The 22,892-nt window shown below is 73.5% G+C and carries 20 protein-coding genes; 6 read left to right on the top strand and 14 right to left on the bottom strand.

Translation table 11 applies throughout. From position 1 onward, the window contains the following. From WD794_10110 to boxC, 5 genes are all read right to left on the bottom strand, one after another. On the bottom strand, window positions 1-1,056 hold a 1,056-nt coding region (locus WD794_10110), incomplete at its 3' end, for a hypothetical protein (protein ID MEX2290667.1). Between the two features lie 445 nt (window positions 1,057-1,501). Further along, a complete protein-coding gene (locus WD794_10115) occupies window positions 1,502-1,999 on the bottom strand; it encodes a DUF6158 family protein (protein ID MEX2290668.1) in 498 nt (165 codons plus the stop codon). Window position 2,000: 1 nt separating this feature from the next. Continuing rightward, the gene (gene fdxA, locus WD794_10120) at window positions 2,001-2,336 is read right to left on the bottom strand and encodes a ferredoxin (protein ID MEX2290669.1); all 336 of its coding nucleotides are present in this window, start codon (window positions 2,334-2,336) and stop codon (window positions 2,001-2,003) included. A gap of 21 nt (window positions 2,337-2,357) precedes the next feature. Continuing rightward, a complete protein-coding gene (locus WD794_10125; protein MEX2290670.1) occupies window positions 2,358-3,359 on the bottom strand; it encodes an NAD(P)/FAD-dependent oxidoreductase in 1,002 nt (333 codons plus the stop codon). A gap of 10 nt (window positions 3,360-3,369) precedes the next feature. Continuing rightward, a complete protein-coding gene (boxC, locus tag WD794_10130) occupies window positions 3,370-5,106 on the bottom strand; it encodes a 2,3-epoxybenzoyl-CoA dihydrolase (GenBank protein MEX2290671.1) in 1,737 nt (578 codons plus the stop codon). Between the two features lie 173 nt (window positions 5,107-5,279). Here boxC and WD794_10135 point away from each other — a divergent pair, with 173 nt between their 5' ends. The 4 genes from WD794_10135 to WD794_10150 are packed head-to-tail and all read left to right on the top strand — an operon-like array spanning window position 5,280 to window position 8,579. Then, window positions 5,280-6,029 (top strand): enoyl-CoA hydratase/isomerase family protein, encoded by a 750-nt coding sequence (locus WD794_10135; GenBank protein ID MEX2290672.1) that lies wholly within the window; start codon window positions 5,280-5,282, stop codon window positions 6,027-6,029. After that, window positions 6,026-6,907 carry a 3-hydroxyacyl-CoA dehydrogenase family protein gene (locus WD794_10140; protein MEX2290673.1) on the top strand — a complete coding sequence of 294 codons (882 nt, stop codon included), beginning with the start codon at window positions 6,026-6,028 and terminating at the stop codon, window positions 6,905-6,907. The genes WD794_10135 and WD794_10140 overlap by 4 nt, the downstream gene beginning before the upstream one ends. A 2-nt stretch (window positions 6,908-6,909) precedes the next feature. Next, entirely contained in the window at window positions 6,910-7,638 is a 729-nt protein-coding gene (locus WD794_10145; protein MEX2290674.1) for an SDR family oxidoreductase, read from the top strand. After that, window positions 7,593-8,579 carry a DMT family transporter gene (locus tag WD794_10150; GenBank protein ID MEX2290675.1) on the top strand — a complete coding sequence of 329 codons (987 nt, stop codon included), beginning with the start codon at window positions 7,593-7,595 and terminating at the stop codon, window positions 8,577-8,579. Before WD794_10145 ends, WD794_10150 begins: the two co-directional genes overlap by 46 nt. A 13-nt stretch (window positions 8,580-8,592) precedes the next feature. Here the strand turns inward: WD794_10150 and WD794_10155 are convergent, their stop codons facing one another. The 8 genes from WD794_10155 to WD794_10190 all read right to left on the bottom strand — a co-directional run bounded on the left by WD794_10155 (window position 8,593) and on the right by WD794_10190 (window position 16,474). After that, window positions 8,593-9,300, bottom strand: a complete 708-nt coding sequence (locus tag WD794_10155; protein MEX2290676.1) for an ABC transporter ATP-binding protein — start codon at window positions 9,298-9,300, stop codon at window positions 8,593-8,595. Then, window positions 9,297-10,076 (bottom strand): ABC transporter ATP-binding protein, encoded by a 780-nt coding sequence (locus WD794_10160; protein ID MEX2290677.1) that lies wholly within the window; start codon window positions 10,074-10,076, stop codon window positions 9,297-9,299. Before WD794_10160 ends, WD794_10155 begins: the two co-directional genes overlap by 4 nt. 26 nt (window positions 10,077-10,102) lie before the next feature. After that, a complete protein-coding gene (locus WD794_10165; protein MEX2290678.1) occupies window positions 10,103-11,140 on the bottom strand; it encodes a branched-chain amino acid ABC transporter permease in 1,038 nt (345 codons plus the stop codon). Continuing rightward, window positions 11,137-12,024, bottom strand: a complete 888-nt coding sequence (locus WD794_10170; protein ID MEX2290679.1) for a branched-chain amino acid ABC transporter permease — start codon at window positions 12,022-12,024, stop codon at window positions 11,137-11,139. Before WD794_10170 ends, WD794_10165 begins: the two co-directional genes overlap by 4 nt. Before the next feature lie 63 nt (window positions 12,025-12,087). Then, window positions 12,088-13,278, bottom strand: a complete 1,191-nt coding sequence (locus WD794_10175) for an ABC transporter substrate-binding protein (protein ID MEX2290680.1) — start codon at window positions 13,276-13,278, stop codon at window positions 12,088-12,090. 153 nt (window positions 13,279-13,431) lie between these two features. Further along, entirely contained in the window at window positions 13,432-13,959 is a 528-nt protein-coding gene (locus WD794_10180) for a gamma carbonic anhydrase family protein (GenBank protein ID MEX2290681.1), read from the bottom strand. Window positions 13,960-13,971: 12 nt separating this feature from the next. Continuing rightward, on the bottom strand, window positions 13,972-14,835 hold the full coding sequence (locus tag WD794_10185; protein ID MEX2290682.1) for an amidohydrolase family protein: 864 nt from the start codon (window positions 14,833-14,835) through the stop codon (window positions 13,972-13,974). Window positions 14,836-14,848: 13 nt separating this feature from the next. After that, window positions 14,849-16,474 (bottom strand): benzoate-CoA ligase family protein, encoded by a 1,626-nt coding sequence (locus WD794_10190; GenBank protein MEX2290683.1) that lies wholly within the window; start codon window positions 16,472-16,474, stop codon window positions 14,849-14,851. A 137-nt stretch (window positions 16,475-16,611) separates the two neighbouring features. Here WD794_10190 and WD794_10195 point away from each other — a divergent pair, with 137 nt between their 5' ends. Then, complete coding sequence (locus WD794_10195; protein MEX2290684.1) at window positions 16,612-17,463, top strand: PaaX family transcriptional regulator C-terminal domain-containing protein; 852 nt, start codon at window positions 16,612-16,614, stop codon at window positions 17,461-17,463. Window positions 17,464-17,467: 4 nt separating this feature from the next. Here the strand turns inward: WD794_10195 and WD794_10200 are convergent, their stop codons facing one another. Further along, on the bottom strand, window positions 17,468-17,662 hold the full coding sequence (locus WD794_10200; GenBank protein ID MEX2290685.1) for an LppA family lipoprotein: 195 nt from the start codon (window positions 17,660-17,662) through the stop codon (window positions 17,468-17,470). A 697-nt stretch (window positions 17,663-18,359) separates the two neighbouring features. Here WD794_10200 and WD794_10205 point away from each other — a divergent pair. Beyond that, the gene (locus WD794_10205; GenBank protein MEX2290686.1) at window positions 18,360-22,766 is read left to right on the top strand and encodes an FtsK/SpoIIIE domain-containing protein; all 4,407 of its coding nucleotides are present in this window, start codon (window positions 18,360-18,362) and stop codon (window positions 22,764-22,766) included. The last annotated feature ends 126 nt before the right edge of the window (window positions 22,767-22,892 follow it).

Raw genomic sequence — 22,892 nt, forward strand, 5'->3', positions numbered from 1 at the left:
CGGCGCCGGGGCCGGGACTGTCGGCATCAGGGCGGCCGCCGGAGCGTCGACCGGCGGAACGTCGACCGGCGGAACGTCGACCGGCGGAACGTCGACCGGCGGAACGTCGACCGGCGGAACGTCGACCGGCGGAACGTCGACCGGCAGCGGGGCGGCCGGGGGCGTGTCGGGACGGGCCGGGACCGGGCGGTCGACCGCGGCATCTGCCGGTTCTGCCTGCGGCGGTGCTGGCTGCGTCGGCAGGCTGGTGGTGTCGGCGGGTCGGTGGGTGGTACACGGGTAGGTGCTGGTGGCCAGGTCGAACCGCAGCTGCGCCAGGGTGCGCGGGTCACCGGCCTGCTTGAGCGCGCGGGCCTGGGCATCGAGGGTGCTGTACCAGCGGGTCAGGGGCACCGCCGGGCCGCTGATCAGCACGCTGGCCTGATCGTCGTCGTCGGCGGTGAAGGTCACTTCCCGGTCGGTGTTCTTGGCCGCGACCCGGGCGGCGGCGGCATCGGGGTCCAGGCACACCGCGGCCCGGCGCACCTCCTGCCGGATCCGCCAGGCCGGTAGCCCGGCGGCCCGCTCGGCCACCTCGGCGTCGATCAGCGCGGTGAGCTGGTCGTCGTAGTGCTCGAGCTCGGCGATCAGCACTCGGGCGCGGGGCACGGTCAACCGGCCGGCCTCCAGCAACCCCATCGTGGTGGCCAACGCCGGGCCGGTCAGCCGCAACGCCGCCCGGATCTCGGCCTGCGCCGCCTGATCCGAACTGGACCGGGCCAGCGCGACCTCCCGCTGAAAGGAGATCCACGGGCTCGAGCCACGCTCGTCCCAGCGGCTGCGCGGCACCCGCCGGGCCAGCTCGGCCAACAGGCGCATGTCCACGGCGAACTGCCGGGCCTGCACCTGGGTGGAGTGCGCCAACCCGGCCAGCCCCTCCCGGAAACCAGCACATCCCCACAGCTCCTCGGCGGCCTGCGCAATACGCACAGCCTCCGCCGCACGGGCCGCGCGGGCAGACTCCGCTGCGCGGGCAGCGTCGGGCCGGCTGCCCGCTGCGCTCTGGTCCTCCGCCATACCCTCAGAGTATCGAACGTGTGTTCGAGATGCAAGGGCTGCCAGCAGCTTTTTCTGACCAGGACAGCCAGATCTTTTCCTGGCTCGGCTCCGCAAGAAACCGGCCTGTCCGAACGGCTCCGCACCCGAACTTGCGGGGGCGACCGGCGATGGGCAACGCGGGGTCACCAGCCGTCGTCTGACAGTCGTCGGCGGGCCAGGAGTCCGACCACCGCGCCGGATGGGCTCGCCGACACCCGCCGCGCTGGGACCATTCCGGCACGCTCCCGGGAGGGCTGACCGTTCAGTATTCAGACGGGCGGACGGCGCTGCTCGAGACGGCGCCGGCATCGCTCGGGTCGCTCAGAGCGTGTGCCCGGGTGGTCTTCGACCTGGCCTGACCTGGGCGGCGCGATCAAGCTGCTCCACCAGCCAGCCAGACAGCCAGACAGCCAGATACCGGCAGTCAGGCGTCGCGGAGAAGCACCCGCTGGTCGCGCTCCGTGCGCAACACCGCCTTCTCGCCGCGGTAGAGCCGAGCCAGCGCGATCGGGCCCACGCCCAGCTCGCGGGCGGCCTGATGGAGCTCGAGTTTGTGCATTCGGCCGCCGTTGGCCGCGACCCGGTCGAGCAGCTGCCGGACGCGCTGCGGGTCCGCCTCGTCCTCGGGGCGCGCGTCGCCCCCCTCCGCGAGGATCGCGTCGATCTGCCGCTGCAGGCTGCGCAGGGCCAGCCGCAGGCGGGTCGCCTCGTCGACCTGCTCCGGGTCGCCGCCCGCGCCCTGCCAGGTGCGCTTGGGATGGCGGCGCAGGTACTCCTGCTCGAGCTCGAGCATCCGCTCGGTGTGCCGCTGGTACTGCTCTGCGGTCCCGTGCAGGAAGACCCAGTTGCGCAGGGCGTGCGCGTGCGTGCCCTGCCGCTCGAGCTCCTCGTCGGTCAGCTCGCGTGCGGGCAGCCCCTCCACGTCAGCCCTCCCAGCTCGCCACGAAGGGCGTGTCGACGCCGACCGGTCCGACCTTGCGTGCACCTCCGGGTGCGCCGAGCGGCGCGTCCCGTCCCGGGAGCGGCTCGACGAAGAAGGTCCGGTTGTCGTCGATGAACGGCTTCAGCTCCTCCGGCACCCGGCGGTCCTGCGAGATAGCTTCGACCGGGCACACCGGCTCACAGGCGCCGCAGTCGATGCACTCCTTGGGATTGATGTAGCTCTTGCGCTCGCCCTCGTAGATGCAGTCCACGGGGCACTCGTCCATGCACGCCTTGTCGTTGACATCGATGCAGGGACCGGCGATGACGTACGGCACTGCTGTGCTCCCTTCGAGCGCTCAGGCGGCGGGAACCGGGACGGGGGCGTTGTCGGTCGAGTGCCCCGGGAACAGCTGGGCCTCCGGGTCCAGGGCGACGGCGGCGTTGTTGACCGCGGTCGCCACCTCGCCGAAGCCGACGCTGATCAGGCGCACCTTGCCGTCATAGTCGGTGATGTCGCCGGCGGCGTAGACACCGGGCAGGTTGGTCCGCATCCGGGTGTCGACGACGACGTGGCGGTTGTCGTGCAGCTCCAGGCCCCACTCGCGCATCGGGCCGAGGTCGGCGAGAAAGCCGAGCGCGGCAACGACCCGCTGGCAGGGCAACGTGCGCGGCTCGGCGCCCTTGACGCTCACCTCGACGGCGTCGAGCCGGCCCGCACCGAACATCTGCGTCACCTCGGCGTCGGTGAGCACCTCTGCCCCCGACGCCAGCACGGCGGAGACGGTGGCCGCATGCGCCCGGAAGGCCTTGCGGCGGTGCACGAGCGTGACGCTGCGTGCGATCGGCAGCAGGGCCAGCGTCCAGTCGCAGGCGCTGTCCCCGCCGCCGACGACGACCACGTCGCTGCCGGCGTAGTCGTCCAGCCTCGGGACGAAGTAGGCCAGCCCGCGGTCGAGGAACTCCTCACCGGCCGGGAGCGTGCGCGGGGTGAAGGTCCCGATGCCACCGGTGAGGACGACGGCGCCACAGCGCAGCCGCGTGCCGTCGGCGGTATCCACCAGCAGCCGCCCGTCGTCCTGGCGGGTCAGCGACGTCGCCGAGCGGCCGAGCAGGTACAGCGGGTCGTACTGCGCTGCCTGCTGCACCAGGCCGTCGACCAGCTCGCGACCGCGCACGCTCGGGAACCCGGCGACGTCGAAGATGGGCTTCTCCGGGTACATCGCGGTGATCTGGCCGCCCGGCTCCTGCAGGGAGTCGATCACCGCGGTGCGCAGACCGCGTACGCCGGCGTAGTAGGCGCCGTAGAGGCCGACCGGACCCGCACCGACCAGCAGCAGGTCGACGTCGTGCTCGCTCATGACAGGCTCCTCACACCCGGGCGGTGTCGTAGTCGGCCCGGGTGCCGCTGCCGAAGCGGCGCAGCGCCCCCTCGGGGCCGCTGGCGTTCGGCCGCAGGAAGATCCAGTTCTGCCAGGCGGTGAGCCGGCCGAAGACCTTCGTCTCCACGGTCTCCGGGCCGACGAACCGGTGGTTGGCCTCCATCCCGGTCAGCGCGTCCGGCGACAGCGCGGCGCGCTCCTCGAGCGCGATGCGCAGCTCCTCCTCCCAGTCCAGGTCGTCCGGGGCCAGGGTGACCAGGCCGAGCTGCATGGCCGCGGCGGCGTCGAGCGGCTCGCCCGTGCGCGCGAGGACCTCCTCGATCTCGCCGTCGCGGCCGTAGAAACGCGACTGCAGGCGGGTCAGCCCGTTGCCCATCGGGAACAGCCCGGCATTCGCCGGGCCGACGGCGATTGTCGCCGCGCCGGCGGCGGGGTCGATGCCGGCCAGCTCCTCCTCGGGCACGCCGTCGAGCATGTACTGACGGTCGCAGGCCAACGCGAGCTCGAGCAGCGAGCCGGCGAAACAGCTGCCCGGCTCGATCACGGCGAACAGGCTCCGGCTCGTAACGTCCAGCCGCTTGAAGGTGCGCTTGAGGTAGTGCCGGACCTCGTCGAGGAACCAGTCGCCGGCCGACTCGTCGAGCTGCGCGTCGTACGCCAGCACGCGCTGCGCGTCGCCGCGGGTGCGCAGGACCCAGGTGCCCAGCTGCAGCTCGTTGGTACGCAGGTGCAGCACCAGGTGGTCGAGCTCGCGGGCCAGCGCCAACGGGTAGTAGTCGACGCCCTGCGCGTGCGCGGCCGCGGCGTCGGCGGGCGGCGCGGCCTCCGGTCCGTGGACGAGGATGTCGACGCGGCGGGCCGCGCGGTCCAGGCGGGCCTCGACGTGCCGGTAGCGCAGGGTGTTCCCCTGCTCCACGGGCGCCAGCGGGGTCAGCACGATGCCACCCTCGCCGGTGCGGGTCGAGCCGGCGACGGCCGCCTCGGCGCGGGTGCGCACAGTGTCGGCGAACCGGCTCAGCGGGACGGTCTCGTCGATCAGGCCCCACTCGACGGCGGTGGCGCCGCGGGCACCCTCGGTCCTGGTCGCGAAGACGTCCGCGCGGTCCTTGCGGACGTGCCGCTTGTCGACGACCCGGGTGAGCCCGCCGGTGCCGGGCAGCACGCCGAGCAGCGGCACCTCGGGCAGCGAAACGGCCGACGAGCCGTCGTCGACGAGCACGATCTGCTCACAGGCGAGCGCCAGCTCGTAGCCACCGCCGGCCGCGGTGCCGTTGAGGGCGGCGAGATAGGTCTGGCCGCTGTGCGCCGTGGCGTCCTCGATGCCGTTGCGGGTCTCGTTGGTGAACTTGCAGAAGTTCACCTTCCACGCGTGCGAGCTCTGGGCCAGCATGCGGATGTTCGCGCCGGCGCAGAACATCCGGTCCATGCCGCCGGTGACGACGACGGCCTTGACCTCCGGGTGCTCGAAGCGCAGCCGCTGCACCGCGTCGTAGAGCTCGATGTCGACGCCGAGGTCGTAGCTGTTCATCTTCAGCTCGTAGCCGGGCACCAGACCGCCCTGCTCGTCCACCTTCAGGGTCAGCGTGGCCACCGGCCCGTCGAAGGAGAGCAGCCAGTGGCGGTACTGCTCCGGGGAGGTCTGGAACTCCACCCGGGCGGGCACAGCCTTCTCGGCAGCCTCCGAGCCGTCGTCCGGCAGGCTGGTCTGGTCAGCGAGCAGCGTCATCAGGAACCTCTCGTGGCTGTCGTCGTCGTCCCCAACACTCTACGTTGGATTGGCGCAGCGTCAAGACCGTGTAGTAGTTCTTCGCCCCTTTCCCTCGACGCACAGACGTACTACGTTGCATTGACGCTGCACCAGGTCGGTGTAGTGCGTCAGAACGGAGCTCTCCCGTGGGACTGTCGACGCTGCAGGTCGAGGAGCGGGACGACCGGACCGTCGTGACGCTGAACCGGCCGGAGGTGCGGAACGCCATCGACGCGGCCATGGTCGCCGAGCTGCACGAGGTGTGCAGCCGGCTGGAGGCGCAGCCCCGGGTGCTGGTCCTGACCGGCGCCGGCGGCGTCTTCGCGGCCGGCGCCGACATCCGCCAGCTGCGGGAGCGGCGTCGCGACGACGCGCTGGCCGGCATCAACAGCGGCGTCTTCGAGCGGGTCGCGCGGCTGCCACTGCCGACGATCGCCGCGGTCGACGGACACGCCCTCGGCGGCGGGGCCGAGCTGGCCTACGCCTGCGACTTCCGGGTCGGCACCCCACGCGCCCGCTTCGGCAACCCGGAGCCGCAGCTCGGCATCCTGGCCGCGGCCGGGGCTTCCTGGCGACTGCGGGACCTGGTCGGCGAGCCACTGGCCAAGGAGGTGCTGCTCGCGGGCCGGGTGCTCGACGGCGCACAGGCCCGCGCTGCCGGGCTGCTCACCGACCTGGTCGAGCCGGAGGGCCTGCTCGGGACCGCGCACGAGCTGGCCGACCGGATCCTGCGTGCGGACCCGCTCGCACTACGCCTCACCAAGCTGGCCCTGCATGCACCGCCCGGCGCCCACCCGCGGTTCGACGACGTGGCCCAGGCCGTGCTCTTCGAGTCCGCGGAGAAGCAGCGCCGGATGACCGCCTTCCTCGACAGGTCCGACCCGGAAAGGTCCCGCCCATGACCACGCCAGCGACCCCCCACCCCGCCGTCCCGCTGCCCCGCCACTGCGGCGTCGTAGGCGGCGGCCGGATGGGCGCCGGCATCGCCCACGCGCTCCTGCTGGCCGGCAGCGACGTGGTGCTCGTCGAGGCCGACGAGAGCGCGGCTCCAGCCGCCCGGCACCGCGTCCTCGACGCCGTGCAGACCAGCGCGAAGCGCGGCGGGCTCGACGAGTCCGTCGACGACGTCGTCGCCCGGCTGCAGGTCGCGACCACGGCCGAGGCCCTCGCCGCCGCCGGCCTGGTCGTCGAGGCCGTGCCGGAGGACCTCGCGCTCAAGGCCGCGGTCTTCCGGGCCGTGGAGGCCGTCGTCGACGCGGACGCCGTCGTGGCCAGCAACACCAGCAGCCTGCCGATCGGTGAGCTGGCCGCGCTGCTCGACCGACCCGACCGGGTGCTCGGGCTGCACTTCTTCAACCCCGTCCCGGCCAGCCTGCTCGTCGAGGTCGTCGTCGGCGCGCAGACCGGGGCCGCGCTCGTGGACCGGGCGACCGGCTGGGTCCGCACGCTCGGCAAGACGCCGGTCGTCGTGCGTGACTCCCCCGGCTTCGCCAGCAGCCGGCTCGGCGTCGCGATCGGGCTGGAGGCGATCCGTATGCTCGAGGAGGGGGTGGCCAGCGCGGCGGACATCGACGCGGCGATGACCCTGGGCTACAAGCACCCGGTCGGGCCGCTGCGGCTGACCGACCTGGTCGGGCTGGACGTCCGGCTCGGCATCGCCCGCCACCTCGCCGCCACCCTCGGCCCCCGCTTCGAGCCGCCCGCGCTGCTCGTCGAGAAGGTCGACAAGGGCGAGCTGGGCCGCAAGAGCGGCCGTGGCTTCCACGTCTGGGAGGACTGACCATGTCGAGCACGGCGCTGGTCCTGGGAGGCAGCAGCGGCATCGGCGCGGCCGTCGTGCGCGCGCTCGTCCGGGACGGGCACGACGTGGCTGTCGGGCACCACAGCGGAGCGGACCGCGCGCTCGCACTGGTCGAGCAGGCGACGGCAGCCGGCCGGCGCGCCGTCGCCGTGCAGGCCGACGTCCGTACCGAGCAGGGTGTGGTCGGTGCGTTCGACACGGCGGAGCGTGAGCTCGGCGGCCTGGACGTGGTCGTCCACTCGGTCGGCGCGTGGACCTACACCAAGCTGGTGGACCTGACGGCCGAGGAGATGGACGAGTCGTGGGCGCTCAACCTGCGCTCGGTGCTGCTCACCCTGCGCGAGTCGGCCCGCCGGGTCCGTGACGGCGGGCGGGTCGTCGTGCTGTCCAGCGCCGTCGCCGATCTCGCGCCCGCGCGCCAGATCAGCTACGCCGCCGCCAAGGGCGGGCTCGAGGCGGCCGTGCGCGTCGCGGCCAAGGAGCTGGGTCGCCGCGGCGTCACCGTCAACGCGGTGCGCCCCGGGGCGACGGACACCCCCGCACTGCGCCGTACGACGTCGGAGCAGGCGATCGAGGCGATGTCGGGCGCGCCGACGCTGCGCCGGCTCGGCGAGCCGGAGGACATCGCCGACGTCGTCGCCTTCCTCACCGGCACCGGCGGCCGATGGGTGACCGGGGCCGTGCTGGACGCGACCGGCGGCCTGCGCTGACAGCGGCCGCGACGTCGTCGCTGCAGCGGGTCGGCGGGCCCGCGCTGTTCGTGCTGCTGTGGAGCACCGGCTTCATCGGCGCGAAGTACGGACTGCCCTACGCCGAGCCGTTCACGTTCCTCGCCGTCCGGCTGGCGCTCGCGACGGTGCTGCTCGCCGGGCTGGCGGTGGCGCTGCGGTCGGCCGCGATGCCCAGCCGGGGGCAGTACGGCCACGCGGCCCTGGTCGGGGTGCTGTTGCACGCCGGCTACCTCGGCGGCGTCTTCTACGCCATCTCGGTCGGCGTGCCGGCAGGCGTGTGTGCGGTCGTGGTGAGCCTGCAGCCGGTGCTCACAGCGGTGCTGGCAGGCCGGATGCTCGACGAGCGGTTGCGCAGCCGGCAGTGGCAGGGCCTCGGGCTCGGCGTCGCCGGCGTCGCGCTCGTCGTCGGCCCGGGCATCGCCGCCTCCTCCGGCACCGGCGACGCCCTGCCCGTCGGCGGCCTGCTCGCCGCCGTCGTCGCGCTGACCTCGGGCACGGCGGCCACCCTCTACCAGAAACGGCACGGCGACGGCATCCCGCTGGTGTGGGGCACCGCCGTGCAGTACGCCGCGGCGTCGGCGCTGCTGCTGGCGGTGGCCGTCGGGACCGAGTCGATGGCGATCGACTGGACGGTCGACTTCGTCCTCGCGCTCGTCTGGCTGGTGCTCGTGCTGTCGCTCGGCGCCGTGCTGTTGCTCCTGCTGCTGCTGCGCCGGGGCACCGCCTCGGGCGTGTCCAGCCTGCTCTACCTGGTGCCGCCGGCCACCGCCGTCGAGGCGTACCTGCTGTTCGGGGAGCGGCTGTCGCCGCCGTCGCTGGCCGGTGTCGCCCTCACCGCGCTGGGCGTGGCGCTGGTCGTGACACCTGGCCGCAGGCAGCCGGCGGCCGCCGACACCCCGACCGCCGCCGCCCGCACCTGAGGCCGCAGCGGGGTCAGCCGACGCCGAGCAGCCGGCGGCCGCGCTCGGCGTCGCTGCGGAAGTCCAGCGTCGTCGAGTCGTGCACGATCCGGCCCTTCTGCATCACCAGGATCCGGTCGCTCAGCGCGAACGCGGCGTGCAGGTCCTGCTCGACGAGCAGCACCGACAGACCCTCGGCGCGCAGCGTCGACACGACCTCGACGACCTGCTCCACCACGGCGGGTGCGAGTCCGTCCGACGGCTCGTCGAGCAGCAGCAGTCGCGGCTCGAGCAGCAGGGCGCGGGCGATCGCGAGCATCTGCTGCTCACCGCCGCTGAGCTGGTCGCCACGGTTGCGCCGGCGCTCGGCCAGCCGCGGCATCAGGTCGTAGACGCGCTCGACCGACCAGCTCCGCGCACCCCCGCGGGGAGCGGCGATCCTCAGGTTGTTCTCCACCGTGAGCGGCGCGAACACCCGGCGTCCCTGCGGCACGATCGCGACACCGGCGCGCGCGACGGTGTGCGTGGGCGCGCCCGCGAGCTCCTCGCCGTCGAGGGTGATCGAGCCGCTCGTGGGCCGGACCCAGCCGACCAGCGTGGACATCAGCGTCGTCTTGCCGACGCCGTTGCGTCCGAGCAGCCCGACGACCTCGCCCGCACCGACCGTGAGATCCACTCCGTCGAGCACGGTGCTGCCGGCGTAACCCGACCGCAGGTCGCGCACGACCAGCTGGCCGCTCACGCGCCGACCGCCGGAAGGAAGAGCTCCTCGGTCGACGCGGTGCCGAGATAGGCCTGCTGCACCCGCTCGTCGGCCCGGATCGTCTCGGGGTCGCCGTCGGCGAGCAGCCGCCCAAGGTGCAGCACGGAGATGCGGCCGGCCAGTCGGAACACGACGTCGAGGTCGTGCTCGATGAGCAGGACGGTCACGTCGGCCGGCAGCGACTCGACCAGCTCGGCGAAGCGGCCGCTCTCGGCCGCGGACATGCCGGCGGTCGGCTCGTCGAGCAGCAGCAGGGTCGGCTCGGTGGCCAGCCCCACCGCGACCTCCAGCTGCCGCCGCTCACCGTGCGACAGCTCGCTGACGCGTGACCGGGCCCGGTCGCTGAGGCCGGTCTGCTCCAGGCAGCGCTGCACGCACAGGTCGACCTCCGGGCAGCGCTTGGTGGAGCGGCGGATCCGCAGGCCGTCGCCCGTGACCCGCTGCGCCGCGATCGCCACATTGTCGGCGACCGACAGCGACAGGAACAGCGACGAGTGCTGGAAGGTCTTGGCCAGGCCGGCCCGGGAGCGCCAGGCGTCGGACGTGGCCGTGACGTCCCGCCCGTCGAAGGCGATCGACCCGGAGGTGGCCTTCAGCGTGCCGGCCAGCAGGTTGAACAACGTCGACTTGCCGGCGCCGTTCGGGCCGATCAGGGCGTGCCGCGCGCCGCGCGCGACCGTCAGGCTGACGTCGTCGACCGCTGCGAGCCGGCCGAAGCGCTTGGTCACACCGGTGCACTGCAGGACGGGATCCATTCCGGCTCCTGACGTCGGCGGGCGGGTCATGACGGCACCCGGCTGCGGTGGGGCAGCCGGAGACCGGCGAAGCCGCGGGGCAGCAGGTAGACGGCGGCGATGAACACGATCCCCATGAGCAGCCCGCCTCGCCCGCCGAGCAGCGGGCCGATCTCGTCCCGCAGGTAGAACACGAGCGCCGTGCCGAGGACGGCGCCCCACAGGCTGCCGCGGCCGCCGATGACGACGGCGAGCAGCGCGAGGGCGGAGACCTCGAAGCCCAGGTCGGTGGGCGAGACGAACCGCGCCTGCGCGACATAGAGCGCGCCCGCGGCGCCGGCGACGGCCCCGGCGATCACGAAGACGGTGTACTTGACCCGGAAGGTCGAGTAGCCCAGCGAGCTCATCCGCTGCTCGTTGTCGCGGATGCCCCGCAGCGTGCGGCCGAAGGCGCTGCGCGAGACGAGCACGACCAGAGCGAAGAACAGCAGCGCCACCGAGAGCACGTACCAGTACCGGATGCCGGCCAGCCGCACCGGCTCACCGCCGGGTGACAAGGTCAGAGCCGGAATGCCCACCAGGCCGTTGGTGCCGCCGGTGACCGCGTCCCAGCGGCCGGCCAGGACGTGCACCAGCTCGGCGAGGGCGAGCGTGAGCATGAGCAGGTAGGTGCCGCGGGTCCGCACGACGAGTGCTCCGACCAGCACCGACAGCAGCGCGCCGGCGACGACCGCCGCGAGCAGCTGCACCGGAGCGAACGGCGTGACCTCCTTGGCCGTGATGCCGGCGGCGTAGGCCCCGACGCCGAACGGCGCCGCGTGCCCGAGCGAGGGCAGTCCCGAGACCCCGACCAGCAGGTCCAGGCTGACGGCGAACAGCGCCAGCGCCAGGATCCGGGTCAGCGCGTTGGCGAGCTCTGCGGGTGCCAGGAACGGCACCGCGAACAGCGCCAGGACGATGGCCGCACCGATCGGCAGGTGGCGGCGCAGGAAGACACCCTGAGGCGCCGGCCGCGGGGCCGCGACGACCTCGTCGATGTTCATGTCGGACGTCGACGCCGTCGACGCCAGTGCCGGACCGGTCATGCCGCCCTCCCGGAGGCCAGGATGCCCGAGGGCCGCAGCAGCAGCACCAGGGCCATCGTCCCGAAGGTGAGGAAGGAGGCGTACGTCGGCAGCAGCGAGACGCCCAGCGCCTCGACCTGCCCGATCAGCAGCGCGCCGACCAGGGCGCCGGAGACCGAGCCGAGGCCGCCGATGACGACGACGACCAGACCGAGGATGAGCACCCGCGTGTCGAGCCCGGGCGACGCGCTCAGGATCGGCGCGCCGAGCACGCCACCGAACGCGGCGAGAGCGGCGCCGGCCGCGAACACCCCCGTGACCAGGTAGGTGGTGTTGACGCCGAGCGCCCGCACCATCTGCGGGTCGGCCACGCTGGCCTGCACCAGCGAGCCGACGCGGGTGCGCTCGATGAGGTACCAGGCGCCGAGGGCCAGCAGCAGCCCCACCGCGATGACGACCAGCCGGTAAGTCGGGTAGCTGTCGCCGAGGATGCTGGTGCTGCCGCCGAGGACCGCGGGCGCGGCGACCGACTTGACGTCGTTGCCGTAGGCCTCGGAGAACAGGTCGGCCAGCACGAAGGCGATGCCGAGCGTGAGCAGTGCCTGGTCGAGGTGGCCGCGGTGCGCGATCGGCCTGGTGACGAGCGAGAGGCCGGCCCCCGCCACGGCCCCGGCGGCGAGGGCGACCAGCGCGGCGAGCACGAAGACGAGGAGCCCGCCGCCACCGTCCCCGAGCACGGTGACGGCGAGGTAGGCGCCACCGAGGTAGAGCGCACCGTGCGCGAGGTTGAGGACGTCCATGACCCCGAAGACGAGCGACAGCCCGAGGGCGATGGTGAACAGCAGGACACCGAACGCCACGCCGTCGATGATCGTCACCAGGTTGGTGCCGAGCCAGCCGAGCACGGGGACTCCAGGGGAGAAAGGGAGGGTGCCACCGGCCGCGGCGGCGGTCGGTGGCACCGGTGGTCAGGAGGCCGGGAGCTCGTCGACGACCATGTTCACCAGGCCGCCCTGGCCCGCCTCGACGCGGCGCAGGTAGTAGGTCTGGTCCGGGCCGTGTCCGGCGGAGAAACCGAACTCCCCACGCGGGCTGTCGACGGTGTCGATGGCCTGCAGGCCCGCCACGACGTCCGGCCCCTCGGTGCCGTTCGCGAAGGCCTGGTCGAGGACCTGTGCGGCGTCGTAGGCCTGCACCGCGTAGACCGTCGGCGCCTCGTCGTACTTCGCGCGGTAGGCCTCCACGAACTCCTTGTTGCGGGGCGTGTCGAGCTGGTCGGTGTAGTGCAGCGAGGTCTCGACGCCGGTGGCCGCCTCGCCCGCGGCCTGGAGCACGCCGCCCTCGGTGAGGAAGCCGCTCGAGTAGAGCTTGACCTTGTCCTTGAGGCCGAACTGCGCGTACTGCTTGGTGAACGCGACCGCCTCCGCCCCGGCGAAGAAGGAGTAGACGCAGTCCGCGCCCGACTGCTTCACCTGGGCGAGGAACGGCTGGTAGTTGGTCGTGGTCCCGAACGGCGGGAAGACCGATCCGGCCACCTTCCCCCCGGCCTGCGTGAACGACTTCTCGAAACCGCCGGCCGCCTCCTTGCCGGCGGCGTAGTCGGCGGCCATCAGGAAGACGCTCTTGCACTTCTCCGCGGCGTACGGGCCCAGGGCCGCGGCGACCTCGCCGTTGGCGAACGAGGTGCGCCAGACGTAGTCGGAGCTGCGCTCGCCGGTGATGGCGTCCGCGCCGGCGTTGGCGATGACGAGCGGGATCTGCGCCTCCTCGAAGGCGTCGCGGACGCCGAGGGCGGTCGCCGAGTTGACGATGCCGACCACGGCCGCGACGTCCTGCTGGATCAGCCGCTGCGCACCCGGGACGCCGGTGTCCGGGGTCTCGCCCTCGTCGACGACCTGCAACTCGACCTTGCGCCCCGCGAGCTGCCCGTCGTGCTGCTCCAGGTAGAGCTCGAAGCCCTGCCGCAGGTCCTCCCCGAGCGGCGCGTAGACGCCGGAGGTCGGTACGAGCAGCCCGACGGGGATCGGCGAGGTGTCATCGGTGGACCCCGCGGCGTCCGACCCACCGCCGCCGAGGCTGTTGGCCCCGCCGCAGGCAGTCAGGACGGTGGCGCCGAGGGCGGCGACGAGGGGGACCAGCGGGTGCCGGGGACGGCGCATCGAGGACGACCTTTCGGGGGATCTCGGGGCACGGGCAGGGCGGGTGACCTGCATCACGTGTGCACACTCTGTGTAACCGGAGAAAGTTCTACAGTCAAGACGTTCAGCGTCGTTTTTGTGGAGCAGGTTACCCCGCTGGCAGCGGTCGCCGCGTCAGCCCGGCAGCCGGCGGAGCCCGGAGCGGTACCGCCGGCCGCTGTCGACGTAGGACTGCACGCCGTAGTCGATCCACGTCTGCTGCTCGTCGCCCTCCATCGGGCGGCTGCGCGCGGGCACGCCCAGGGCCATCGACCCGGCCGGGACCACGGTGTCCTCGGTGACGAGGGCGCAGGCCCCCACGACGCTGCCGGTCTCGACCCGGGCCCGGTTGAGCACCACCGATCCCGAACCGACCAGGCACCGGTCCTCGACGACGCAGCCCTCGAGGTGCACGTTGTGCCCGACCACGCAGTCCTGCCCGATCACCGTCGGCCACTCGTGCGTGGTGTGCACGACGGTGCCGTCCTGCACCGACGTGCGGGCCCCGACGGTGATCCGGCCGTGGTCGCCGCGCAGCACGGCGCCGGGCCACACCGACGCCTCGTCGCCGATCACCACGTCGCCGATGACGACCGCGTCCGGGTGGACGTACGCGGACAGGCTGATCTGGGGCTCGAGGTCGTCGAGGGCGTACAAGGGCACAGGGTCCTCCGGTCAGGCAGCGGGATCCAGCCCGGCGTACACGCGCAGCGCGTTGCCGCCGAGCACGAGGGGCACGACATTCTCGGGCAGGCCGAGGCCGGCGACGGCGCGGGCGTTGACCGCCTGGCCAGGCACTCCCGGCCAGTCCGTCCCGTAGATCCACTTCCGGGCCAGCCGGCCGAGGTCGAAGCGGCTGTAGTACTCGGGCAGCCGCTTGGGCGGCAGCCCGGACAGCTCGATCCAGACCGTCTCGTGCGAGAGCGCGAGGAAGGCGGCGGCGTCGTACCACCAGCCACGCCCACCGTGCGCCAGGACCACCTGCAGCTGCGGGAAGTCGCGCAGCACCGCATCCAGCAGCACCGGGTCGGCGTAGGCGTTCGTCGAGCCCGGGAAGCTGCTCGTCCCGCAGTGCACGACCAGCGGCACCCGGCGCTCGACCAGCACCGCGTACGCCGGATAGAGCGCCTGGTCGTCGGCGCGGAATCCGCCGTGCACAGGGTGGATCTTCAGCGCGGCGGCGCCGAGGTCGAGCTGCCGCTCGAGCTCCCGGCCGATCGGGTAGTGCAGGTGCGGATTGACGTTGGCGACCGGGCGGAAGCGGCGCGGGTTGTGCTCGACGAGCGGCAGCAGGTCGTCGAAGGACTGGTAGCCGGTCGCCTTCGGGCTGTACTCGCAGAACAGCAGCGCCACGTCCACGCCCTCGTCGGCGAACAGCTCGTCCAGCCGCGCGGGGTCCGGGCTGCCGTCCGGCCGCCAGACCTGCTCGAGCAGCCCCGGCCGGCCGAAGCGGCGCGCCCACTCGATCCAGGCGGGGGCCAGCGTCGTCAGGTGCGGGACGTGGACGTGCGCGTCGACCAGGACGTGACCGTCGAGCACCCGCCGCTCCCCGTCAGGAGACCGGGGCCGGCAGCGCCGGCGTACCGGTGGTCGTGGGGTCCTGCGGCGCCGTCGACGCCTGCCGGCCGGCGACGTCCCGCAGCCGGAAGCGCTGGATCTTGCCGGTGGCCGTCTTGGGCAGCTCGTCCACCACGAGCACCGCGCGGGGCCGCTTGAAGGCGGCCAGCCCCTCGCGGCACCACCGCACCAGTGCCTCCTCCTCGACCGAGGCACCCGGCGTCAGGACGACCCACGCGACCGGCTTGTCGAGCTCGTTGCTGTCCGGCACGCCGACGACGGCGGCCTCGACGACGTCCGGGTGCTGCAGCAGCCGGTCCTCCACCTCGACCGGGGAGACCCAGATCCCGCCGGCCTTGAGCAGGTCGTTGGAGCGGCCGAGGCAGGTGTAGTAGCCGTCGGCCGAGCGGGTGTAGGTGTCGCCCGTGCACAGCCACTCGCCCTGGAAGACCGCCCGGGTGGCGTCGGTACGGCACCAGTAGCCGGTCGCGAGGGAGGCGCCCCGCACGAACAGCGCGCCGGGGGTGTCGTCCGGCACGGGCCGGCCCTGCTCGTCACGCAGCTCCACGTCGTAGCCGGGCACCGGTGTCCCCGAGGTCCCCGGGCGCACCTGCCCCTCGGTGTTCGACAGGAAGATGTGCAGCGCCTCGGTCGAGCCGATGCCGTCGAGGATGTCGACACCGAACCGCCCGGTGAAGCGGCGGTAGAGCGTCGCGGGCAGCGCCTCACCCGCCGAGGCGCACAGCCGGACCGAGCGGAAGGTGTCCTCCGGCAGGTCGGCGGCGAGCAGCGCGGCGAAGAACGTGGGGCCGGCGAAGAACAGGGTCGGGGCGTCCTCGCGCATGCGTTCCGCGACGACCTCCGGCGAGGGGCGGCGGGGCTCCAGGACGGTCGTGGCGCCGACCGACAGCGGGAACAGCGCGGAATTGCCCAGCCCGTAGGCGAAGAACAGCTTGGCGATCGAGAAGCAGACGTCGTCGCGGGTGATGCGCAGGACGTCCCGGGCGTAGGTCTCGCAGACCGCGCGAATGTTCGCGTGCCGGTGCATCGCCCCCTTGGGGGTGCCGGTCGTCCCCGAGGTGTAGAGCCACAGCGCCGGCGTGTCACCGCAGGTCTGCGCCGGCCCGGCCACGTCACCGGCGGGCGGGCTCCCGGCTGTCAGCAGGTCCGGCCAGGCCGTCACGGTCGCACCGGCCGGGGCCGTGACCTGCGCACCGTCGACGGCGACCAGGTGCGCGAGCTGCGGGGCGGAGCCGGCAGCCACGGATGCGGCCGGGGCGAATTCCGGGGTGGTGACCAGCATCCGGGCGCCGGAGTCGGCGACGACCTTGGCCAGCTCCGGCCCGGTGAGCATCGTCGAGAGCGGCACGGCGACCGCGCCGTGCCGCCAGGCCCCGAGCAGACCGACCAGCAGCTCGGGACGGTCCGAGCAGACGAAGACGACCCGCTCGCCGGGGCGCACGTCGGCGGCCGCCAGCCCCGCGGCGAACGCGGCGGACTGGTCGCGCAGGTCGAGGTAGCTCAGCCGGGTCGCCCCGCTCACGACGGCGGTGCGCTGCCCGTCACCCGCCTCGACGTGCCGGTCGACCAGGTAGTGGGCCGCGTTGAAGAACTCGCTCATCGGATGTCCGTCCGTCCTCGTCCCGTCCGGGAGGGGCTCTCGGTCCTGTGCTGCCGAACACACTACGGACAGTTTGCGCGTCGTCAAGGGTCCGTAGAAGGTGAGCTGTCGCGGCGACCGCTGCACCGTGTGGTGTCATGGCCCGCGTGACCGCCGATCCGGGGGCGCGACGCCGGGAGACGGGCGCCGCGAGCGCCCGCTCCCTCCTGCTCACCGTGCTCGGCGAGTTCGTCCTGCCGCGCGACGAGCCGGCCTGGACCGGCGCCCTGGTCACGTCCCTCGCGCAGGTCGAGGTCGAGGAGAAGGCTGCGCGGCAGGCGCTTTCGCGCACCGCCGGCGAGGGGCTGCTGTCCGCCGAGCGCGACGGCCGTCGGGTGCGGTGGAGGCTCACCCCTGCCGGGACGCGGCTGCTCGCCGAGGGTGCCGAGCGCATCTACGGCTTCGGCCGGCGCGTTCAGCCCTGGGACGGCCAGTGGCTGGTGCTCGCCGTGAGCGTGCCCGAGACCCAGCGCCAGCTGCGGCACCGGCTGCGTACGCGGCTCACCTGGGCCGGACTGGGATCACCCATGCCGGGACTGTGGGTCACTCCCGATGCCGGCAAGGAGAAGGAGGTCGCCGCGGCTGTCGAGGAGCTGGGCGTCGACGCCTTCTCGTTCACCGGGCCGTTCGGGCAGATCGGCGACCAGCAGCGCGTGGTGTGCCAGGCGTGGGCGCTGGACGACGTCGAGCGTCGCTATGACATTTTCCTCGATTCCGTCTCCGGCACCGACCCCGGCAACCAGGCGCAGACCTTCCAGGCCCAGGTGCGGCTGGTCCAGGAGTGGCGGCGCTTCCCGTTCCTGGATCCCGCCCTGCCGGCCGAGCTGCTGCCGCCTACCTGGCCCGGATCGGCAGCCGCCGACCTGTTCCACCGCCGGCACGACCAGTGGCATGCCGACGCGCAGGAGCACTGGGAGCAGCTGTGCTCCTCCGCGGGCGCGCGCCTCTGATCCGTCAGCCCGGGGACGGGCTGGCGGCGACGGCCGCCGGCAGGTGGCAGCCCGTCTCCAGGGCCAGCGAGGCGTTGCTGAGGGTGCCGAAGCGCAGCCGCGAGCCACGCTCGCCCTGCAGGACGATCTCGTGCTGACCGGGCTGGTCCACCACGGTCTCGGCGGCGCCGAAGCCGGAGTCGACCACCAGGGGAGACACGCCTGGAGCGTACGGCGGCGGCCGGCCGTGCAGGGCCGGATGAGCATCCACGTCCGTGCCGCTGGTCCGGATCGACCAACGGGCGCCGACCAGCACCGCACGACCCCCACCAGCACCGCAAGAAAAGTGCGGATCATCTGCAATCTCGATGCGCAGCAAACAGGCCGGCGTGTCTGCTGCCGATCCAGTCCAGAGAAGATCAGCGCGTGGGCGTGCCCTGCGTAGGAGCCGGTCGGTTCCCGCCGCCGCTGGGCGAGCTGGCGTCCTCGCGCTCGACCCGGCCGCGATCCGGGAGTTCGCCGACCAGGTCGGCGATCCGCCGTCCTCTCGCGACAACCGGTTCCTCACGGGCAGCGCCACGCAGTCGCCCGCCATACGCTGGCTCCTCCCGCAGCGAGCCAGCCTGCCTGCTCATGGACCACGCGGTGCGCCGCTCCGCAGACGCGTGTGCCGCCCGGGCGGTGTGCACCACAGGTCAACAATCGGAAAATCTTGACCTGTGGTGTACACCCGCTGAGCGGCACAAGTCGATGTGCGCGTGCCCCGGCCCCCTCGGGTGCGCGCGCTCCCGGGCAAGCCGGACCCGGCAGCTCATCGGCGCACCGCCGCGGCGCCCGCCGCATCGGTCTGCCGGGCCCCTGCGGTGTGATCGTGGGGGACACTGCGCGAACTGTCCTCGCCGGCCCGAAAGGACGTCATGCAGCTCGCCCTGACCGTGGCGGACCCGGTCACGCAGTCGCTGTCGGACGTCCTGGTGGAGGTCGACGAGGACGCGACCGTGGACGAGCTGGCCCGCGAGCTGCTGACGCTGCTCCGCAGCGCCCCGGCCGGGGCGGTCACGTCGCTGGCCTCCCGGCGCGCGGGCGGCACCGAGACACTCACCGGCCCGTGCCGGCTCTACCTCGAGGGGGAGCAGCTGGACGGCCGGCAGGCCGTCCGCGACAGCCCCGTCCGCGAAGGCAGTCTGCTCGGCGTCGACGAGCCGCCGACCCCGGTGGTCGAACCGGCCGGCCTGCACGACCTGAGCATCACCAGCGGTCCGGGAGCCGGGCTGGTGCACCGGCTGCCCCTCGGCGAGACCGCCGTCGGGAGCGCCTCTTCCTGCACCGGCCGGTTCGAGGTGCCCGGGCTGCCCGCCCACGCCTGCACCGTGCGCGTCGGACTCGACGGCTGCACGCTCGTGCCCTGCCCCGGGGTCGACCTGCTGCTCGAGCACGAGCCGGTCGAGGACGAGGTCCCGTGGCCGGACGGCGCGTGCCTGACCGTCGGGGACAGCCTGCTCGTCCTGCGCGCCGCGACCGTGCCGGACGCGGCGATGCAGCCGTCGCCCGACGGGGTCTCGCTGGACTACAACCGCCCGCCGCGGCTGCTGCCACCGCTGCGCAAGACCAGCTTCGAGCTGCCCAGCCCGCCGGTCGAGCCGCGCGGTCGCAGCTTCCCGCTGCTCGCCATCCTCGCGCCGATCGCCTTCGCCGTCGTGCTGGTCCTGGTCCTGGGCAGCCTGCGCTACGCGCTTTTCGCGATGATGAGCCCGGTCATGGCGATCGGCAACTTCGTCACCAACCGGTCCGGCTCGCGCAAGGAGTACAAGGAACAGCTCCAGCACTACACCGCGCGCAAGGCGCAGGTCGAGCAGGACGCCCACGAGGCGCTGCTCGCCGAGCGGGCCAACCGGCGCGATCAGGCGCCCGATCCGGCCGAAGCCCTGCTCATCGCCTCCGGCCCGCGTGCCCGGCTGTGGGAGCGCCGCCGCGACGACCCCGACTACCTGGTGCTGCGCGTGGCGACGGCGGACCTGCCCTCGCAGGTGAGCCTGTCCGACCCGGAGCAGCTGCACCACCGCCGCGAGGTCGTCTGGAGAGCACTCGACGCCCCGGTGAGCGTCTCGCTGGCCGAGCGCGGCGTGGTCGGGCTGGCCGGGCGCCGGGACCTCACGGCACCGCTGGCCGCGTGGATGACCGCGCAGGCCGCCGTCCTGCACAGCCCGCGGGACGTGCGGCTCTACGTACTGTCCGATGCCGGCAGCCGTGAGGACTGGGCCTGGGTGCGCTGGCTGCCGCACAGTCGCCCGGAACAGCGGCGCGACGCCGCCGTTCTCGTCGGCACCGACGCGGACTCCCTGGCCCGCCGACTCGGCGAGCTGCAGGCCGAGCTCGCCGCCCGTACGGCCGTCCGGTCCGGCTCGGGCGCGGCCGCCGCACTGACCGACCCCGACGTCGTCGTCGTGCTCGACGGCGCGCGGCGGCTGCGGCTGCTGCCGGGGGTCGTGCAGGTCCTCAAGGAGGGACCTGCCGTCGGGATCTACTGCCTGTGCCTGGACACCGACGAGCGGCTACTTCCCGAGGAGTGTGCCGCGGTCGTGGTGCAGACCGGCGAGACGACGGTCACCGTCCGGCAGCAGCGCGCCGACGTGGTCACCGACGCGCGGGCCGACCTGGTGCCGCCGGCGTGGTTCGACCGGGTGGCGCGTGCGCTGGCGCCGGTGAAGGACGTCACCGACCAGGCAGGGGACTCCGCGCTGCCGGACGGCTGCCGGCTGCTCGACGTCGTCGGCCTCGAGCCCCCGACGGCCGCCGGGATCGCGGCGGTGTGGACCCGCGGTGGCCGCACGACCGAGGCCGTCGTGGGGATGAGCATGGACGGGCCGTTCGCGCTCGACCTGCGCCGGGACGGCCCGCACGCCCTGGTGGCCGGCACCACGGGCGCCGGCAAGAGTGAGTTGCTGCAGACCCTGGTCGCCTCGCTGGCCCTGGCCAACCGGCCGGACGCGATGACCTTCGTGCTCGTGGACTACAAGGGCGGCAGCGCGTTCAAGGACTGCGTGGACCTGCCGCACACCGTCGGCATGGTGACCGATCTCGACACCCACCTGGTCGAGCGCGCACTGACGTCGCTGGCCGCCGAGCTGCACCGCCGGGAGCACCTCCTGGCCGGCGCCGGCGCCAAGGACATCGAGGACTACACCGACCTGGCGGCTCGGGACCCCGTGCTCGGGCCGATGCCGCGGCTGGCCATCGTCATCGACGAATTCGCCTCGATGGCCCGCGAGCTGCCCGACTTCGTCACCGGGCTGGTCAACATCGCCCAACGCGGCCGCTCCCTCGGCATCCACCTCGTCCTGGCCACCCAGCGCCCCTCCGGCGTGGTGTCGCCGGAGATCCGCGCCAACACCAACCTGCGCATCGCACTGCGGGTGACCGACCGGGCGGAGAGCACCGACGTCATCGACGCACCCGACGCCTCGCTCATCTCCAAGAGCACCCCTGGCCGGGCGTACGTCCGGCTCGGCGCCGCCTCCCTCGTGCCGTTCCAGGCCGGCCGGGTAGGTGGCCGGCGCCCCGGCGAAGCGGGAGTCGTCGCGCGTCCCGCTCCCTGGCTGGTACCGCTGGACTGGCCACGCCTGGGCCACCCGGTGCCGTCGCGTCCCCCTGTCCAGGAGGCCGAGACCGACGCCGCTGCCACCGATCTCGGCGCCCTGGTGACGGCGATCCGCACGGCCTGCGCCGAGCTGGCTCTGCCGCCGCAGCACAGCCCCTGGCTGCCGGCCCTGCCGACGCTGGTGCGGCTGGCCGACCTGCCGGCGCCCGAGTCGTCGACCGGGCAGCTGCCCGCCGTCGCGTACGCGCTGGCGGACCTGCCCGGCCAGCAGGCGCAGCGAGCCGAGGTCGTGGACCTGTCGACCCTGGGCCACCGCTTCGTCATCGGCTCGCCGCGCAGCGGACGGACGCAGACCCTGCGCACCATCGCCGGTGCGCTCGCCACGACGCTCTCGAGCGCCGACGTGCACCTGTACGGCCTGGACTGCGGCAGCGGCGGACTGCTCCCGCTGACCGCGCTGCCGCACTGCGGCGCCGTGGTCCAGCGCACCCAGACCGACCGGGTGGCCCGGCTGCTCAACCGCCTCGTCGAGGAGGTCGCCGCCCGCCAGGAGGTGCTCTCGGCGGGTGGCTTCGCCAGCGTCACCGAGCAGCGGCAGAGCGTCGGGCCGCAGCAGCGGCTGCCGCACCTGGTACTGCTGCTGGACCGGTGGGAGAGCTTCCTGGCCGGCCTGGCCGAGCTCGACGGGGGCAAGCTGCAGGCCGCCGTCATGACGCTGCTGCACGAGGGCGCCAGCGCCGGCGTGCACTGCATCGTCAGCGGTGACCGCACCCTGTCGAACTACCGGATGTCGTCGGTGACCGAGGACAAGCTGGTGCTGCGGATGGCGGACCGCTCCGACTACACCGCCACCGGCCTCAATGCCCGCACGATGCCCGACACGCTGCCGGACGGCCGGGGCTTTCAGCCCGACGGCAACGTCGAGGTGCAGGTGGCCGTGCTTGACGGTCCGGTCACCGGGCAGGGGCAGGCGGCGGCGCTGACCGCCCTGGGCGCCGAGGCCACCGCGCGGGACGCGGCCGTTCCCCGCTCGCAGCGGCCGTTCCGGATCGACGTGCTGCCCGCGTCGCTGAGCTACCCCGCCGCCGCCGACTTCGGCGGGCAGGGCCGGCCGCCGCTGTGGGCGCTGGTCGGCGTCGGCGGTGACGACCTCGACGCCCGCGGACCCGACCTCGCCGTCACCCCGGTGTTCCTGGTCGCCGGACCGGCCAAGTCCGGTCGCAGCACCGTGCTGACCGCGATGGCCCGCTGGCTGCTCGACCACGACGTGCCGCTGGTCGTCGTCGCCCCCCGCCCGTCACCGCTGCGCGAACTCACCGGGCTGCGTGGCCTGCTCACCGGCGACACGCTGACGCCGGAGGACCTCGCGCCGCTGCTCGAACCGGACGGCCCGATGGTGCTGATGCTCGACGACGCCGAGCTGCACAAGGACACCAAGGCCGCCGAGCTGCTCAAGACCTACCTGCGCACCGCCGGCGACTGCGGCCGCGGCCTGGTCGTCGGCGGCAGTACGACCGACCTGGCCGCGGGGTACTCCGGCTGGCACGCCGAAGCCCGCAAGGGCCGCGCCGGGGCGCTGCTGAGCCCGCAGGGACTGGCCGACGGCGAGCTGGTCGGCGTACGCCTGCCGCGCAGCCTGGTCGGCGAGCCGATCAAGCCGGGCCGCGCGCACCTGCACCTAAGTGACGGAGCCCTGGTCACGGTCACCGTGCCGCGGGTCGACTGACGCGGCGTCAGAGCCTGCTGCAGCTTCCTGGTCGTGTTCGCCGCCGGATGCGGCGCCCGGCGAGGGGGGAGCTAGCCGCGCAGCGCGGCGGCGTTGGCCGCGTCGCTGCTCTTGAAGTCCGCGACG

The sequence above is a fragment of the Mycobacteriales bacterium genome (assembly GCA_040902655.1).
Taxonomy (GTDB): Bacteria; Actinomycetota; Actinomycetes; order Mycobacteriales; family SCTD01; genus SCTD01.

Bases quoted from the DNA above. Each gene is read 5' to 3' on its own strand.
- WD794_10125 (MEX2290670.1), bottom strand. From the start codon at position 3,359: ATGAGCGAGCACGACGTCGACCTGCTGCTGGTCGGTGCGGGTCCGGTC.
- boxC (MEX2290671.1), bottom strand. From the start codon at position 5,106: ATGACGCTGCTCGCTGACCAGACCAGCCTGCCGGACGACGGCTCGGAG.
- WD794_10140 (MEX2290673.1), top strand. From the start codon at position 6,026: ATGACCACGCCAGCGACCCCCCACCCCGCCGTCCCGCTGCCCCGCCAC.
- WD794_10145 (MEX2290674.1), top strand. From the start codon at position 6,910: ATGTCGAGCACGGCGCTGGTCCTGGGAGGCAGCAGCGGCATCGGCGCG.
- WD794_10150 (MEX2290675.1), top strand. From the start codon at position 7,593: ATGGGTGACCGGGGCCGTGCTGGACGCGACCGGCGGCCTGCGCTGACA.
- WD794_10160 (MEX2290677.1), bottom strand. From the start codon at position 10,076: ATGGATCCCGTCCTGCAGTGCACCGGTGTGACCAAGCGCTTCGGCCGG.
- WD794_10165 (MEX2290678.1), bottom strand. From the start codon at position 11,140: ATGACCGGTCCGGCACTGGCGTCGACGGCGTCGACGTCCGACATGAAC.
- WD794_10175 (MEX2290680.1), bottom strand. From the start codon at position 13,278: ATGCGCCGTCCCCGGCACCCGCTGGTCCCCCTCGTCGCCGCCCTCGGC.
- WD794_10190 (MEX2290683.1), bottom strand. From the start codon at position 16,474: ATGAGCGAGTTCTTCAACGCGGCCCACTACCTGGTCGACCGGCACGTC.
- WD794_10195 (MEX2290684.1), top strand. From the start codon at position 16,612: ATGGCCCGCGTGACCGCCGATCCGGGGGCGCGACGCCGGGAGACGGGC.
- WD794_10205 (MEX2290686.1), top strand. From the start codon at position 18,360: ATGCAGCTCGCCCTGACCGTGGCGGACCCGGTCACGCAGTCGCTGTCG.